This window comes from Aestuarium zhoushanense (genome assembly GCF_056431045.1).
Map to the genome: position 1 here is coordinate 546,413 of NZ_JBWKMA010000022.1, position 14,045 is coordinate 560,457.

Annotated in this window: 19 protein-coding genes; 14 read left to right on the forward strand and 5 right to left on the reverse strand. The window is 57.5% G+C overall.

Annotation, left to right across the window (positions count from 1 at the left end; translation table 11 throughout):
• Positions 1-83 precede the first annotated feature (83 nt).
• From AC07ED_RS10105 to AC07ED_RS10125, 5 genes are all read left to right on the forward strand, one after another.
• A complete protein-coding gene (locus AC07ED_RS10105) occupies positions 84-920 on the forward strand; it encodes a L,D-transpeptidase (RefSeq protein WP_105235672.1) in 837 nt (278 codons plus the stop codon).
• Positions 921-1,045: 125 nt separating this feature from the next.
• Complete coding sequence (locus AC07ED_RS10110; protein WP_105235673.1) at positions 1,046-1,375, forward strand: hypothetical protein; 330 nt, start codon at positions 1,046-1,048, stop codon at positions 1,373-1,375.
• A gap of 52 nt (positions 1,376-1,427) precedes the next feature.
• Positions 1,428-1,694 carry a hypothetical protein gene (locus tag AC07ED_RS10115; RefSeq protein WP_105235674.1) on the forward strand — a complete coding sequence of 89 codons (267 nt, stop codon included), beginning with the start codon at positions 1,428-1,430 and terminating at the stop codon, positions 1,692-1,694.
• A 7-nt stretch (positions 1,695-1,701) separates the two neighbouring features.
• On the forward strand, positions 1,702-2,382 hold the full coding sequence (locus AC07ED_RS10120; protein ID WP_105235675.1) for a DUF1523 family protein: 681 nt from the start codon (positions 1,702-1,704) through the stop codon (positions 2,380-2,382).
• A 170-nt stretch (positions 2,383-2,552) separates the two neighbouring features.
• The gene (locus tag AC07ED_RS10125) at positions 2,553-3,014 is read left to right on the forward strand and encodes a hypothetical protein (protein WP_105235676.1); all 462 of its coding nucleotides are present in this window, start codon (positions 2,553-2,555) and stop codon (positions 3,012-3,014) included.
• 118 nt (positions 3,015-3,132) lie between these two features.
• On the opposite strand, the gene AC07ED_RS10130 is transcribed toward AC07ED_RS10125, so the two are convergent.
• On the reverse strand, positions 3,133-3,981 hold the full coding sequence (locus AC07ED_RS10130) for an AraC family transcriptional regulator (RefSeq protein ID WP_105235677.1): 849 nt from the start codon (positions 3,979-3,981) through the stop codon (positions 3,133-3,135).
• 125 nt (positions 3,982-4,106) lie between these two features.
• On the opposite strand from AC07ED_RS10130, the gene rpe reads away from it, so the two are divergent.
• The 5 genes from rpe (at position 4,107) to AC07ED_RS10155 (ending at position 8,318) form a co-directional block, all read left to right on the forward strand.
• Complete coding sequence (gene rpe, locus AC07ED_RS10135; RefSeq protein ID WP_105235678.1) at positions 4,107-4,796, forward strand: ribulose-phosphate 3-epimerase; 690 nt, start codon at positions 4,107-4,109, stop codon at positions 4,794-4,796.
• A gap of 213 nt (positions 4,797-5,009) precedes the next feature.
• Entirely contained in the window at positions 5,010-5,927 is a 918-nt protein-coding gene (locus AC07ED_RS10140) for a UDP-2,3-diacylglucosamine diphosphatase (protein WP_158664544.1), read from the forward strand.
• On the forward strand, positions 5,924-7,063 hold the full coding sequence (locus tag AC07ED_RS10145; RefSeq protein ID WP_105235680.1) for a ceramide glucosyltransferase: 1,140 nt from the start codon (positions 5,924-5,926) through the stop codon (positions 7,061-7,063). Before AC07ED_RS10140 ends, AC07ED_RS10145 begins: the two co-directional genes overlap by 4 nt.
• Positions 7,064-7,065: 2 nt before the next feature.
• The gene (locus AC07ED_RS10150) at positions 7,066-7,641 is read left to right on the forward strand and encodes a DedA family protein (protein ID WP_105235681.1); all 576 of its coding nucleotides are present in this window, start codon (positions 7,066-7,068) and stop codon (positions 7,639-7,641) included.
• Entirely contained in the window at positions 7,638-8,318 is a 681-nt protein-coding gene (locus AC07ED_RS10155; protein WP_105235682.1) for a glycosyltransferase family 2 protein, read from the forward strand. Before AC07ED_RS10150 ends, AC07ED_RS10155 begins: the two co-directional genes overlap by 4 nt.
• Here AC07ED_RS10155 and AC07ED_RS10160 read toward each other — a convergent pair.
• Positions 8,315-9,010, reverse strand: coding sequence for a glutathione S-transferase N-terminal domain-containing protein (locus AC07ED_RS10160; protein ID WP_105235683.1), 696 nt, complete (start codon positions 9,008-9,010; stop codon positions 8,315-8,317). The genes AC07ED_RS10155 and AC07ED_RS10160 overlap by 4 nt on opposite strands.
• A gap of 144 nt (positions 9,011-9,154) precedes the next feature.
• Between AC07ED_RS10160 and mscL the strand changes: the two genes are divergently transcribed.
• Positions 9,155-9,589, forward strand: a complete 435-nt coding sequence (gene mscL / locus AC07ED_RS10165) for a large conductance mechanosensitive channel protein MscL (RefSeq protein ID WP_105236386.1) — start codon at positions 9,155-9,157, stop codon at positions 9,587-9,589.
• Positions 9,590-9,661: 72 nt separating this feature from the next.
• Here mscL and ald read toward each other — a convergent pair whose 3' ends face one another.
• Positions 9,662-10,774 (reverse strand): alanine dehydrogenase, encoded by a 1,113-nt coding sequence (ald, locus tag AC07ED_RS10170; protein ID WP_105235684.1) that lies wholly within the window; start codon positions 10,772-10,774, stop codon positions 9,662-9,664.
• A gap of 120 nt (positions 10,775-10,894) precedes the next feature.
• Here ald and AC07ED_RS10175 point away from each other — a divergent pair, with 120 nt between their 5' ends.
• A complete protein-coding gene (locus AC07ED_RS10175) occupies positions 10,895-11,368 on the forward strand; it encodes an Lrp/AsnC family transcriptional regulator (RefSeq protein WP_067549896.1) in 474 nt (157 codons plus the stop codon).
• A 57-nt stretch (positions 11,369-11,425) separates the two neighbouring features.
• Here the strand turns inward: AC07ED_RS10175 and rpsU are convergent, their stop codons facing one another.
• The gene (gene rpsU / locus AC07ED_RS10180) at positions 11,426-11,632 is read right to left on the reverse strand and encodes a 30S ribosomal protein S21 (RefSeq protein ID WP_067549898.1); all 207 of its coding nucleotides are present in this window, start codon (positions 11,630-11,632) and stop codon (positions 11,426-11,428) included.
• Between the two features lie 106 nt (positions 11,633-11,738).
• Between rpsU and AC07ED_RS10185 the strand changes: the two genes are divergently transcribed.
• Positions 11,739-12,431, forward strand: a complete 693-nt coding sequence (locus tag AC07ED_RS10185) for a COQ9 family protein (RefSeq protein WP_105235685.1) — start codon at positions 11,739-11,741, stop codon at positions 12,429-12,431.
• Between the two features lie 12 nt (positions 12,432-12,443).
• A complete protein-coding gene (locus tag AC07ED_RS10190; protein ID WP_105235686.1) occupies positions 12,444-13,430 on the forward strand; it encodes an NAD(P)H-quinone oxidoreductase in 987 nt (328 codons plus the stop codon).
• Here the strand turns inward: AC07ED_RS10190 and AC07ED_RS10195 are convergent.
• Positions 13,427-14,041, reverse strand: a complete 615-nt coding sequence (locus AC07ED_RS10195) for a class I SAM-dependent methyltransferase (protein WP_105235687.1) — start codon at positions 14,039-14,041, stop codon at positions 13,427-13,429. The genes AC07ED_RS10190 and AC07ED_RS10195 overlap by 4 nt on opposite strands.
• Between the last annotated feature and the right edge of the window lie 4 nt (positions 14,042-14,045).

The following is a 14,045-nucleotide window of genomic DNA, read 5'->3' on the forward strand; positions in this document are numbered from 1 at the left end:
ACAACCATGCAATTTTCCCGCGAAAAATTTGCGCTTTGCGGATGAAATGGTATCAGAGCCTAAATGGATTCCGGACGATTTAGATGCTTTTGAATATTCCCTCTGCCCTGCGCGCATTTTTGGCGCTGACCGCTTTGGTCTTTATCTCGGCCTGCGCCGAAGAACCTGTGCCCGAACCCGCGCCTGCGCCGACCGTTGTTCCGGGCTATGCGCTGTTGATGGACAATGGCTACGCCTTGCCGCCCGTTCCCCCGCGTCTCCTCGAAGAACCGAACCGCCGTGTGTTGGTCTATTACACAGGCGACGAAAAACCGGGCACCATCGAAGTCGACCGTTACGCAAAGTTTCTCTACTGGGTCATGGATGACGGCACCGCGTGGCGTTACCCCATCGCCGTGGGCCGTCTAGGTCGGTCTATCAACGGTGACACGGTGATCAACCGCAAGGTTGAATGGCCAGGCTGGACGCCCACCGCAAACATGCTGCGTACAGAGCCCGAGATTTACGGCGATTTCGCGGGTGGCATCCCCGGTGGCCTGCGCAGCCCGTTGGGGGCGCGTGCGCTCTACCTCTATCGTGGGGGGCGCGACACCTACTACCGCATCCACGGCACAAACGACATGGAATCGATTGGCAACTCTGGCTCTGCGGGCTGCATCCGGATGTTCAACCACGACATCATCCACCTCTTCGAGATGGTCCCGAACGGCACCCGCGTTGTCATGCGCAGCGAGGCGGATTCAGAACGGATCGAAGAAGAGTATTTCAACCGCGGTGAAGAACTCCCTGCGCGGCGCGTCGACCCCGATGCCATCTACGGCGAAGAGGCCCTGATGGCCGATAGACCGCTGTCAGAGATCCTCGCGGATCAGTTGGCGGAAAAACCGACAGAGCCTGAAACGGACGCGTCGGAAATGTGATAATGGGTGGGTTGTTTCGCTGGCAGGTATCGAACTTGGGGTAACCCAGAGCTTTTCTTGTGAAAGGACGACGACACCAAGAAAGCGATGGAAGTGGACCAGCGCCGCTATCTGGAGGGTAAAGTTTGACCGATCTTTTGATCCCTGCGCTGATCTTAGCTGCGATAGGTTGGTTCGTCCCCCGCCTCTGGGCCAAGGTTCTGCCCGAGGGGGTAAAGCCGCTGATGGTCAATGCACTGGTATCGACCCTGACGATGGGGATCGTGGGTATCGGCTATTTCATCGTGCTCTACCTGATCCAAGGCTATCCGATCTCTGAACTGTTCTCTGGCAACATCGCCGACACCATCGCGCATTTCGGACGGCTGTCGCTGATCTCTGCGCTCTTGTGGGGGCCAGTGATGCTCTTGTCGGTGATGGGCCTTGTGAGGCGTTGGAAAAAGGTGGTCTGGTGATACATCGGTTGATCGAAAAAGGCCTGATGTTCGGTGATGAGAGGCCGATAAGATGAAATTTCTCTATATGCTGGTGATCTGGTTTGTCATCACGACCCTGCTGTATTTCATGATCTCGGTCTATTCGCGCTCTGTTCGGCGCGAAAAACTAGAGAAACAATGGGCCGAGGATCATCAAGGGGGTGATAGCGAGGCCCGCACTGCTTATATCGAAAACGGTATGGTCGAATACGAGCACGGGTTTCGTAAAAAGCTCATCGTGCTGGTCTATATTGTGCCTGTCGTTTTGGTGACGGCGATTTTATATCTGACGAATTGAGGCTGAGATGCAAAAACTGAAAACTGGCGTTCGGGTCATCGTGATCTTGTTTGCGGGCATGTTCCTGCATTACGTCCTGCCCCAACACGACATCGCCCGCATCACAGGCACCGAAGTGATCCGTCAGGACTTTAGCTCTGTGAACCGCATTTTCTTTGCTCAGGCGGACAGTGGGAACGTCGATGGTGCGACCCGCGATGTGCAATTCATCAGCGTGATGCGCCGCCCGACTTATCTTTTTGGCCTCATCCGTGGCGCTGAAGCCAATGACGTGATGATCTACCGCAATGAGGATACGGGCTGGATCTGGCCACCCTATTTCAAATTCGACAGCCGCGACCTGCAAGGCGAGGCCCAAGAGAACACCTCGACCGCCGAAGCGCCAAAGTGGGTGAGCATCACGCACTACGGCTGGCGGAACCGTTTCTTTACCATCTTCCCGAACGCGATTTCGATCAAACGCATCGACGATCCGAACGTGACGATCATCCCGTGGTTCAATATCGTATTCTTTATCGCGCTGATGGCAGGCATCCTGTTCCTCCGCGCTGTCTGGCTACAATTCCGTGAACGCGCACTGGACCCAACCTTGGACAAAGTCGGCGACGAATGGGACCGCGTAGAGGCAGGCGTCGCCGAACGGCAGTCTCGTCTGAAACGCTGGTTTGGAAGCTGGCGCGGGAAGTGAGTTAGGGGGGCTTAGGTGCGATTAAACGTGCTGCTGACAGTGGAGGATGCAAGTGGCATTTAATTGCCTAGAGTTGAATGGATGAATGTTGAGAGCCCAAATTTGCAGATAGCGCAGGTTATCCCAAATGTAGTTGGGTTATTTTTCGTTTTAATGAGGGACAAAGGCTTATGAAGTTAAATAGATCCGTACTTCCCAACGTGCAGATCCTTGACCTTGCAAACAGCTATTACGAGGCAGCCAAAGTACTGACCGATGCTGGAGCCAATGCAATTCCTGTTGTAAATTTGCGTTGCCATGCAATCGAACTTTTTCTGAAGTCTCTACATCTAACGGATACTGCCACGGATGTTGGTGACGGCGTATTTTTACTCACACCAAGCTCGGGACGAGATGCGGGCCACAATTTGACAACATCTTTTGGCAAGGTCTTGCAAGAGCATCGCGAGGCGCTCCTATCTGGCATGCCTGACTTCCTAGAAGAGCTAAAACTTCTTGAGGGGATATTTCAACAAAGTAGGTATCTTTATGAATATCACGACGGCTTGCCCCTCTCAAAGGCTGCTTCGGTTTCTACTTTCCTGGCGGAAAATGTTAAAACGCTTCCCCGTCTAGCGGTCGAGAATAACTGAAACAAATATGTTAGCCGATCCGCAAGCGGCGAATGCCATAAGTGAGATTCACAGCAATCTCCCACCCACCAAACACCCCTTCCCTCTCACAAACCGCCCGATCACTCAGCGCCCCACCTCACAAAACAGGTTGGACCGTGTTGCGTTGGCGGGTTTTGCGGAATTGGGCGGGGGTCATGCCGTGGTGGGCGAGGAAGAGTTTGTGGAAGTGGGATAGGTTGGGGATGCCGCAGTCGGCTGCGATCTCGGCCAAGCTGTCGGTTGATCCGATCAATTGCCGCCCTGCATAGTCCATGCGGATGCCGTTGACGTATTCGGACGGGCTTTGCCCCAGAAACTGGCGGGCGGTGCGGCTGACGTGGGCATGGGCGCGGCCTGTGACCCGCACGAAGCCAGCGGCCCCATCGCGGAACACGTCGGGATTGCGGGCGGCGGCGCAGGCCTCTGCCAACCAGCGCGGGGCACCAGCGGCAAGCGAGACTGTCTCGTCAATCAGTTCGGACAAGAGCGGCAAGAGGAACGCCGTTGCATCGAGTGCGGTGCCATTACGACGCTCGAGCCGCACGGCAGCGCGGTTCAGGTCAGCCATCTGCTGCATGTCGCGGGTGTAGGTTTCGGGCCGCTCAGAGGTCCCCCAAAAGAAACGGTCAGCGACCTGCGGATACTGCTGCCCAATCGCCTCAATCACCTTTGGATCAAAGGCAATCGACACGACCATCGCGTCCTCACCTTTGCCCTGAAGCGCGTGGGCATGGGTGGGCCGCACAAAGAGGAGCGTGCCCTCTTTGTGATCGGTGTGACCTTTGGGGCCATATTCACGGATGCGACCGTTTTGCACCCAGATCAGCTCGGGGAAATCATGCGTGTGCAGCGCCGTGGGACGCTGGCTCGTCAGCATGGCACGTGACAACTGGCACGCCAAATCGGCGGGCAGGAACTCTTTATGGCGAAGCACGATCACATTCATATCCGCAGTTTAACACAGTCGTTGTAACAGGTCTTTGGCTATGATGCCGCGGCTGCAAAGAGGGCGTGACCTTGCGCGTTTTCCGCGCTAGAACCCTGCCCGTTGCCGCAAAAGAAAGCACTCCAATGTCGTTTGACCGCTCGATCAAGATCGCACCGTCGATTCTCTCTGCCGATTTCGCAAATTTCGGTCAGGAAATTCAGGCCATCGAAGCGCAGGGCGCTGACTGGGTTCATGTGGACGTGATGGATGGTCACTTTGTCCCGAACCTCACCTTTGGCCCGCCCGCCGTCAAAGCGTTCCGCCCGCACGTGAAGACGTTCATGGATGTGCACCTGATGATCGCGCCCGTCGATCCCTATATCGAAGCCTACGCCGAAGCGGGTGCCGATATGATCACTGCGCACATCGAGGCTGGCCCGCATATTCACCGCACCATTCAGGCGATTAAGGCTCAAGGCGTTAAGGCTGGCGTGGCGCTGAACCCTGCGACCCCTGCTGAGGCGGTCGAATATCTGCTCGACATGGTGGACATGGTTCTCGTGATGACGGTGAACCCAGGCTTTGGCGGTCAGAAATTCATCCATTCGGGCGTCGAGAAGGTCCGCAAGGTCCGCCAGATGATCGGCGACCGCGAGATCCACATTCAGGTCGATGGCGGCGTCGATGTGAACACTGCGCCGCTGGTGGCTGCCGCGGGTGCGGATTCGCTCGTTGCTGGGTCGGCTGTGTTCAAAGGTGGTTCCGTCCACGCACCAGAGGTTTACGGCGAGAACATCCGCGCCATTCGGGCCGCTGCAAACGCCGCGCTCTGAGCCAAAAACCCACGTTGAATGACAGAGGCCGTGCCGAAAGGTGCGGCCTTACTTTTTTGTATAAATTTCGACGGAAACCCCAAGGATCGACGATTCATTGTGCAGATCAGAGAAATTTCCGCCTGCAGATGTTTTTCTGGCTCATCGAAACGTAGCTGTCACATTAGCCATTTAAGCGTCTGCGTATATCTTCGACACTTGGGGCGTCGTACTATGACAAAACATCCGACGAACGGCTTTGATGCTTTTGCAGGATTTCCAGCTGATCTTGTCAAAGAGGTGCTAGGCACCATCGCGACCAAAGACCAGACGCCAAAGCGCATCCAACCCGGACAACGCTATTTTCCATCGCTCTTTATTTCGGACATGCATCTGGGGGCCCATAGCTGCCAAGCGGACGCCCTGCTGTCGTTCCTCGAATGCCACGTGGCTGATACGATCTACTTGGTTGGTGATATCTTTGATATCTGGCGGCCAATTGGGTCAAACTGGAAACCCGTCCACCATAAGATCGTGAACCTGCTGCTGGATCGTATGCGGTCTGGCGTGCGGATCGTTTACACCCCCGGCAACCACGATGAGTTTTTCCGTCATTACTTTGGTGAATACTTCGGCAATCTGACGGTCGCGGATTACGTTTATCACACCACATCGAACGGCACCAAGTTCCTCGTCATTCACGGCGATTGCGTTGACCTGTTCGAACGTAAGGCGCCTGTGTTGTCAAAGCTCGGCGCTCATGCCGAAAACCTGCTGCGTGGCGTGCAATTGCTGGTGAACCGTGGCCTGAATGCCTTTGGGCGTGAGGACTGGTGCGGCGTTGATCATTTGGTCGCCTTTGGGAACCGTTTGGTACGGGCCAAGGAAACCTTTCAACTCCGTCTGGCCGATCTGGCGCGCACACATGACGCCGATGGCATCATCTGTGGGCACTTCCATCAGTCTGCGCTGCACGATGACCACGGTGTAATCTACGCAAACTGCGGGGATTGGACTGAGAACTGCACGGCTCTGGCGGAAACCGCCAGCGGTCAGTTGATGATGCTCGATTGGTCCGCACACAGCGCGATCGCTCGTAAAGAGGCGCGGGTTGCGGGCGGCAATGGCGCCTCGGTTACGGCACGCGCATGACCGATATTCTGACAGGACTGGCGATCGGCCTTTTGGGCGCGACATCGGCGTTGCAAGTTGCGTCCGTTGGCGCGGCGCTTTGGGCGACTGAACGCCCGCTGCAGAAATCCGTGATCACGGGAACACCGGGGGTGACGGTTCTGCGGCCTGTGTGCGGGTTGGAAAATAACCTTGAAGACACCCTACGCACCACATTCCGGTCGAGCTATCGCGGCCCGCTTCAGATCATCTTCTGTTGTTCGGATGCCAATGACCCCGTGGTTCCGCTGGTCAATCGGTTGATCGAGGCGCACCCCGAGGTCAACGCGACGCTCTTGATCGGTGATGACCGCCTGTCGGGCAATCCAAAGCTTAACAACCTCGTCAAAGGTTGGGCGGCGGCAGAGCATGATTACATCCTGATGGCCGATAGCAACGTGCTGTTGCCGCATGACTATATCCAACGCCTCTTTGCCCGCTGGACTGAAGGCACGGGCCTTGTCACCTCGCCCCCGTCTGGCATCCGCGCAACGAACCTGTGGGGTGATCTGGAGGCTGCGTTCCTCAACACCTATCAAGGCCGTTGGCAGCTGTCGTCGGATGTGTTCGGCAATGGCTACGCGCAGGGCAAAATGCTGTTCTGGCGGCGGGATATTTTGGACAATGCGGGCGGGTTGATCGCCTTGGGTCGTGACATGGCCGAAGACGTCGCATCGACCAAGGTCGTCCGCGAGGCTGGCCTCAAGGTCCGTCTCTTGGGCAACCTCCTCCCCCAGCCTATCGGATCTCGTGATTGGAAGAGCGTTTGGACCCGTCAGGTCCGCTGGGCCAAGGTGCGCCGCATGGGGTTCCCTGCGCTCTACGCCGCTGAGGTTCTATCGGGGATCGTGGTGCCGATGCTTTTGACGCTGTTCCTGACCCTAAACGGCGCCCTGAATTGGGCAAGCCTCTTGGCCCTGCCGATCCTGTGGTTCGGCCTCGAATACCTCTTGGCCCGCCGCGCGGGATGGCCTGCGAAACCACGCGACATCGCGACGTGGATCATGCGCGACGCGATGGTCCCTGCCCTGTGGGTTGCGGGATGGCGCGGAAAAGGGTTCGAATGGCGCGGTAACTCGATGTCCTCGGACGCCGTGGGCACAACGACCGAAAGCTAAGAATGGACCTCTCGACGATCCAAACGCTGGTGCAGGCACATGGCCTATGGCTGCTCGCGCCCGTCACGGTTCTGGAAGGCCCAATTGTCACGGTGATCGCGGCCTATATGGCCTCGCTCGGGTTGCTGAACCTCTATGCGGTTTACGTGATTTGCGTGTTGGGCGATCTGGTTGGCGACGCGGGTATCTATGCACTGGGCCGCTGGGGGCCAAAGACGCTCCCTGGTCGGTGGCAGGTGCGGCTGGGGTTGAACCGAAGCCGCCGTAACGGGCTCAAGGATCACTTCCGCGACACAGGTGGGCGGACGCTTTTGATCGGGAAGCTCACCCATTCGGCGGGCGCTGCGGTGCTGTTCGCTGCGGGCACGGGCAAGATGCCGTTTGGGGCATTCCTCGGATGGAACCTCTTGGGCACTTTGCCCAAAACGCTACTGTTCGTCGTGATCGGCTACATGTTCGGCTACGCCTATTCGACCATCGACAACTACATTTTCCGCGCCACGCTGATCCTTGCGGCCTTGATCGCTGTGGGTGTCATCGTTTGGTATTTGCGCGGTAGATCGCAGGCCTCTCAATGACGACACTCAGCTGCATTATCCCCGCTTATAATGAGGCCTCTCGTATCGACGCCGTCTTGCGGTCGGTCGTCGGTCATCCGCTGATCGATGAAGTGATCGTGGTTGATGACGGGTCATCGGATGGCACGGCAGAGGTGGTCAAGGGGATCGACGGCGTTCGGCTGATCGAACTGCCCCAGAACAAAGGAAAGACATGGGCCGTCACGGTCGGGATTGAAGCCGCAACAGGTGACACGCTGATGTTCGTGGATGCGGATTTGCTGGGCTTGGACGCCTCGCATCTGACCGCGCTGATTGCGCCCGTTCAACAGGGTAAGGCGGATATCACGATCAGCCTGCGGGCCAATGCGCCACGCCCGTGGCACTGGATCGGGATTGATTACATTTCGGGTGAACGGGTGATGCCGCGCGGGTTGCTGATCGATCAGATCGACACAATGCGGGCACTGCCGAAATTCGGGTTGGAGGTGTTCATGAACAGCCTCCTCATCCGCCAATCGGCCCGCATCGCCATCGTGCAGTGGCCCGAAGTGGAAAGCCCGCTCAAGGGAGCAAAGTTCGGCTGGTCAGAAGGGCTAAAGCGCGACGTAAAAATGATCCGCGACATGGCGCAGACCGTCGGGCTGTTGGGGTTGGCAGCGCAGGTCTATCGCATGCGCCGCCAGAGGGTCGTTTAGGCCATACGCTCTAGCGCGCGCTGAACGGCTGGGCGGTCGTAGAACCGCTTTTCGTAGTCCACGACGTTGGTGAAATCAGACCAGCCCAGTACGTCACGCGCACCGTAGTAGTCGAGCGTGGTCAGCCATGGCGCAATCGCCATATCTGCAATCGAATAATCGCCAGCGACCCAGTCGTGTTTGTTCAACTGTGTATTCAGCACGTTCAAAAGACGTTTGGATTCATTGATATAGCGGTCGCGGGCAGTGGGATCTTCCATCTTTGCGCCTGCGAATTTGTAGAAAAAGCCCAACTGCCCAAACATCGGACCCGCGCCGCCCATCTGCCACATCAGCCATTGATAGACGGTGAACTTCTCCGATGCGGTGCTGCCCGCGAACTTGCCCGACTTATCCGCCAAATATTGCAGGATCGCGCCGCTCTCGAACAGGCCGAGCGGGGTACCATCAGGCCCATTCGGGTCAAGGATCGCAGGGATTTTGTTGTTCGGGCTCAGCGACAGAAATTCGGGGCTGCGCATGATGTCATCCGACAAACCACCGGTGGAGTGGTATTCATACTCGATCCCCATTTCTTCGAGGGCGATCGGCACCTTGCGACCGTTCGGGGTGCCGAATGCGTAGACCTGAAGAATGTCAGGATTTTGCGCGGGCCAGCGTTTTGTCACGAGGAAATTAGAGAGGTCGGCCATTGGAATACCCTATGGTAAATGAATTCTACCGCTCATCCCTACACTGTAAAATTAGGCATAGAAACATCCCCAAGGTGGGATATACCTGTGCGCACTCGCGCAGGAAAACAACCTATGCGTGGGCAGAACAAATGGGGGCATATCATGCTTAATGAATTCAAAGATTTTATCTCCAAGGGCAATGTCATGGACATGGCTGTTGGTATCATCGTCGGCGCCGCATTCACGGCCATCGTTTCGTCGCTCGTCGCGGACCTGATCAACCCGATCATCGGTCTGATCATCGGCGGCATCGACTTCTCTAACCTTTACGTCGTTCTCAGCGGCGATGTTCCTGCTGGTTCGAGCCGTGATGCGGCACGAGAGGCAGGCGCTGCAGTCTTTGCCTACGGGTCGTTCTTGATGGCTGTGATCAACTTCCTGATCATCGCATTCGTTGTGTTCATGCTGGTCAAACAGGTGAACCGCATCAAAGACGCGACGGCGAAGAAAGAAGAAGCCGTCGAAGCACCTGCAGCACCCGCAGGTCCGACCGAGTTGGATATTCTGATGGAAATCCGCGACAGCCTGAAAAAGTAAGCTGTCCGCCCAAACAAATGAAAAGGCCCGCCAAACGGCGGGCCTTTTGCGTTACTCCTACAGGGGAGGAAATCAGAGCAACGAAGCAGCGTCTACAGTCGGCAGGCCCAGAGCCTCGCCCACGGCAGCGTAGGTCAACTGACCAGCGTGAACGTTCAGGCCGTTCAGCAGGTGTTTGTCGTCTGCGCAGGCTTTCTTCCAACCCTTGTTCGCCAGAGCGATCATGAACGGCAGGGTCGCGTTGCCCAGCGCGAGGGTCGACGTGCGCGCCACAGCACCCGGCATGTTGGCGACGCAGTAGTGCATGATGCCGTCAACTTCGTAGATCGGGTCTTGGTGGGTGGTTGCGCGGGAGGTCTCGAAACAGCCGCCTTGGTCGATTGCAACGTCAACCAGAACTGCACCCGGTTTCAGCTCGGAGAGCTGCGCCTTGGAGATCAGTTTCGGAGCAGCAGCACCCGGGATCAGAACAGCGCCGATGATCATGTCAGCCTGACGCGCCAGTTCGATGGTGTTCGCAGCCGATGCATATGCGGTCTTGAAGGTACCACCGAATACGTCGTCGAGGTAACGCAGACGCGGCAGCGAACGGTCGAGAACGGTTACGTCAGCGCCCATGCCCGCAGCGATTTTCGCCGCGTGGGTGCCGACGACACCGCCGCCGATAACCAGCACGCGACCGGGTGCAACGCCTGGCACGCCACCCAACAGCACCCCACGACCGCCATTCGCTTTTTGCAGCGTGTAGGCACCAACTTGCGGCGCCAGACGACCTGCAACTTCGGACATCGGGGCAAGCAGGGGAAGGCCGCCACGGTCGTCGGTTACGGTTTCATAGGCGATGCAGGTTGCGCCAGACGCAAGCAGGTCTTTGGTCTGCTCTGGATCGGGAGCGAGGTGCAGATATGTGAACAGAAGCTGGCCTTCGCGGAGCATCTTACGCTCAACCGCCTGAGGCTCTTTTACTTTTACGATCATGTCCGCAGCAGCGAAAACTTCGGCAGCGGTCGCAGCGATTTTCGCGCCAGCCGCGATGTAGTCTTCGTCGGTGAAACCAGCGCCCATGCCTGCAGCGGTTTCAACGGTAACGGTGTGGCCGTTTGCGATTGCTTCTTGAGCAGCCGCAGGTGTCAGGCCTACGCGGAATTCTTGGGGTTTGATTTCTTTGGGGCAGCCGATGTGCATTGGGGTCTCTCCTGTTCGTTGTGATCAAGATGACGCGCCCATTGCGCAATTACTTGGACATTATGCGTGCCAATGGTATAAGTTTTCGAAGATTATTCGAATAATAATGGAAATACTGGGATGAATTCGCGCGAAGATGGATTGGATTCGATAGATCGTCGGATTCTTGAGGTTCTGCAAAAAGATGGGCGAATCTCGAACGCGGAACTGGCGGATAAGGTCCATTTGTCGGCCTCTGCCTGCCATCGGCGGGTTCAGCGGCTTGAGAAGGACAAGTTTATCAAAGGCTATGTTGCCCTCGTCGATCCGCGCAAAATCAATCGCAAAACCACCGTGTTTGTTGAGATCACGCTCAGCGGTCAGGCCGATGAAATCCTCAGCGGTTTTGAAAAGGCCGTATCGCTGATCCCTGACGTGCTGGAATGTCACCTGATGGCGGGATCTGCGGACTACCTGCTCAAGGTCGTGGCCGAAGACGCCGAGGATTTCGCCCGCATCCACCGTCGCCACCTCGCGGGGCTTCCGGGCGTGCAGACGTTGCAATCGTCGTTTTCGCTGAAACAGGTGCGGCAGACCACAGCCCTGCCCGTCTAAAGAAAAAGCCCCCGCAGCCAAAGCTACGGGGGCCAATTTCGCCACGTTGGTGTGCTCTTAGAGCATACCCTCGCGTTGCAGCTTTTTACGAGCCAGCTTGCGCTGACGACGAATCGCCTCAGCCTTTTCACGGGCCTTCTGGATGGAGGGCTTCTCGAAATGTTGCTTGAGCTTCATTTCACGGAAGACGCCTTCACGCTGCAGTTTTTTCTTAAGCGCACGGAGCGCCTGTTCTACGTTGTTATCGCGAACACTAACCTGCATGTGGTTTTCACCACCTTTCTAAGTTGGATTTGCAAAAGATTGCAGGATGGCCGCGTATAGCAATGGCACTATGTTTTGTCTAGTCTGCCGCCAGAAGGAGAACGCTATGCCGATCACCCCCCTATCACCGATGCAAAACCGCCTGCTGGACGCCATTGAACCCCATGTCATTTTCGACGGGTGGAGCGAGGACGCCTTTAAGATGGCGATCGCGGATGCTGGACTTAGCGATGCTGACGCCCGCGCCGCCTGCCCGCGCGGTGCGACCGACCTTGCCGTAGCCTATCACCAGCGGGGCGATGCAGCGATGGTCGCACAGATGAAGGACGCCAATCTGGCGTCGATGCGTTACAGCGAACGTGTGGCCGCTGCGATCCGATTCCGCCTAGAGGTCGTGGACCGCGATATGGTGCGCCGTGGCATGACGCTGTTTTCGATGCCCCACCTCGCGCCCATTGGAACGCAGTTGGTTTGGGGCACGGCGGATCTGATCTGGGAAACGCTGGGCGATACCTCGGACGACATCAACTGGTATTCCAAACGCACGATCCTATCGGGCGTCTATGCGTCCTGCGTGGTCTATTGGCTCGGCGATGAAACGGGAGGCGAAGCGACCGCTGCCTTTATCGACCGCCGCATCGACAACGTTATGCAGTTCGAGAAATTCAAATCCACCGTGAAAAAGACACCCGTTCTGGGGCAATTCGCGACAGGGATGGAAAAGCTACTCTCTGGCATCAAGGCTCCGAAACGGGGCGCGGCAGAAGACCTGCCCGGACGCTGGACCCTGAACGACTAAGGAGGAAGGCCAATGGCCGATATGATGCGCGCGGTTGAAATCACCCAAGCTGGCGGACCAGAGGTTTTGCAACTGTGTTCACGTCCGATCCCCACGCCCCAAGCGGGTCAGGTGGTCATCAAAGTGGCCTATGCGGGCGTGAACCGTCCCGATGCCTTGCAGCGCGCGGGCCTCTATGCTCCCCCTCCAACGGCGAGCGATCTACCTGGGCTTGAGGCATCAGGCACCGTCGTTGCAGTCGGCGCAGGGGCCGAGGGCGTGAAAGTCGGCGATCAGGTTTGCGCCCTCCTCCCCGGTGGGGGCTATGCCGAATACGTGGCGACACCCGCCGCGCACTGCCTGCCCGTGCCAGATGGTCTTTCGATGAAAGAGGCCGCGTGCCTGCCCGAAACATTCTACACCGTGTGGTCGAACGTGTTCATGCGCGGCGGTCTGCAAGGCGGCGAACGGTTCCTCGTCCATGGCGGATCGTCGGGGATTGGCACAACGGCGATCCAACTGGCCAAGGCGTTCGGCGCACGGGTTTTTGCGACCGCGGGGTCAGCGGACAAATGTCAGGCTTGCGAGGACCTCGGCGCCGAGAAATGTTTCAACTATCGCGATGAGGATTTCGTCGCGGGGATGAAAGCGGTCGGTGGCGCGAACCTGATCCTCGATATGGTGGGCGGGTCGTATATCGACAAAAACATCAAATCGCTGGCCGATGATGGACGGCTCGTTCAGATCGCGTTCCTTCAGGGCTCCAAGGTCGAAGTGAACTGGGCGCAACTGATGATGCGCCGTTTGACCTTCACAGGTTCGACCCTGCGACCCCAGTCCGATTTGGCAAAAGCCCGCATTGCGGATGAGTTGCGCGCAAAGGTCTGGCCGCTGCTGGACGCGGGCAAGGTGCGCCCCGTCATGCACAGCGAGTTTCCGTTAGAGGCCGCGTCCGAGGCGCATACCCTGATGGAGAGCAGCGCCCATATTGGAAAGATCGTTCTAAACGTCGGCGGTTAAGGTTTCCGCCAGACCGCACCAATGGTTGCGGACATGCCATCGTGTCCGCGACCTTCCTGTAGCTGCAGTTCGTCAATCGACAGACGCAAGAGCGTGTAGTCGGCAAATGCCTCGCGCAAGAGGGTTTCGGAATAGAGGTGCGCCACATCGCGCGGCCCGCCTGTGTTGAACGCCAATTGTTCAGGGCGATAGCCGACAATCACCAGATAGCCGCCTGATTTCAGCGCCTTTCGCATCCCCGCCCATTTGCGTGCGCGCTCATCTGGCTTGCTGAACTGGGTGAACACCTCGGCCACCACGTCAAAGGCGGCCTCGGGATAGTCCCAATCATGGGCATCCCCGAGTTCCAAATTGATCGGCACGTTGTGGCGTTCCGCCAGCGCCTTGGCCCGCGACTGGGCGGTGGGCGATACATCGACAGACGTCACATCTAACCCGTGACGCGCCAGCCAAACACCATTGCGCCCCTCACCATCCGCCACGGCCAACGCCGTCCCATCAGTCGGCAAAAGACGGGTCACATCGCGGAGGAAATAGGTCGGCTCTTCGCCGAACAAATAGCCATCGGTATTGGCAAAGCGAGCTTCCCAGTCGAGTGTCGGAAGGGCCATCGGG

Coding starts and splice junctions, on each gene's coding strand:
- AC07ED_RS10105 (WP_105235672.1), top strand. CDS start 84: ATGCTTTTGAATATTCCCTCTGCCCTGCGCGCATTTTTGGCGCTGACC.
- AC07ED_RS10115 (WP_105235674.1), top strand. CDS start 1,428: ATGAAATTTCTCTATATGCTGGTGATCTGGTTTGTCATCACGACCCTG.
- AC07ED_RS10120 (WP_105235675.1), top strand. CDS start 1,702: ATGCAAAAACTGAAAACTGGCGTTCGGGTCATCGTGATCTTGTTTGCG.
- AC07ED_RS10125 (WP_105235676.1), top strand. CDS start 2,553: ATGAAGTTAAATAGATCCGTACTTCCCAACGTGCAGATCCTTGACCTT.
- AC07ED_RS10130 (WP_105235677.1), bottom strand. CDS start 3,981: ATGAATGTGATCGTGCTTCGCCATAAAGAGTTCCTGCCCGCCGATTTG.
- rpe (WP_105235678.1), top strand. CDS start 4,107: ATGTCGTTTGACCGCTCGATCAAGATCGCACCGTCGATTCTCTCTGCC.
- AC07ED_RS10140 (WP_158664544.1), top strand. CDS start 5,010: ATGACAAAACATCCGACGAACGGCTTTGATGCTTTTGCAGGATTTCCA.
- AC07ED_RS10145 (WP_105235680.1), top strand. CDS start 5,924: ATGACCGATATTCTGACAGGACTGGCGATCGGCCTTTTGGGCGCGACA.
- AC07ED_RS10150 (WP_105235681.1), top strand. CDS start 7,066: ATGGACCTCTCGACGATCCAAACGCTGGTGCAGGCACATGGCCTATGG.
- AC07ED_RS10155 (WP_105235682.1), top strand. CDS start 7,638: ATGACGACACTCAGCTGCATTATCCCCGCTTATAATGAGGCCTCTCGT.
- AC07ED_RS10160 (WP_105235683.1), bottom strand. CDS start 9,010: ATGGCCGACCTCTCTAATTTCCTCGTGACAAAACGCTGGCCCGCGCAA.
- mscL (WP_105236386.1), top strand. CDS start 9,155: ATGCTTAATGAATTCAAAGATTTTATCTCCAAGGGCAATGTCATGGAC.
- ald (WP_105235684.1), bottom strand. CDS start 10,774: ATGCACATCGGCTGCCCCAAAGAAATCAAACCCCAAGAATTCCGCGTA.
- AC07ED_RS10175 (WP_067549896.1), top strand. CDS start 10,895: ATGAATTCGCGCGAAGATGGATTGGATTCGATAGATCGTCGGATTCTT.
- rpsU (WP_067549898.1), bottom strand. CDS start 11,632: ATGCAGGTTAGTGTTCGCGATAACAACGTAGAACAGGCGCTCCGTGCG.
- AC07ED_RS10185 (WP_105235685.1), top strand. CDS start 11,739: ATGCCGATCACCCCCCTATCACCGATGCAAAACCGCCTGCTGGACGCC.
- AC07ED_RS10190 (WP_105235686.1), top strand. CDS start 12,444: ATGGCCGATATGATGCGCGCGGTTGAAATCACCCAAGCTGGCGGACCA.
- AC07ED_RS10195 (WP_105235687.1), bottom strand. CDS start 14,041: ATGGCCCTTCCGACACTCGACTGGGAAGCTCGCTTTGCCAATACCGAT.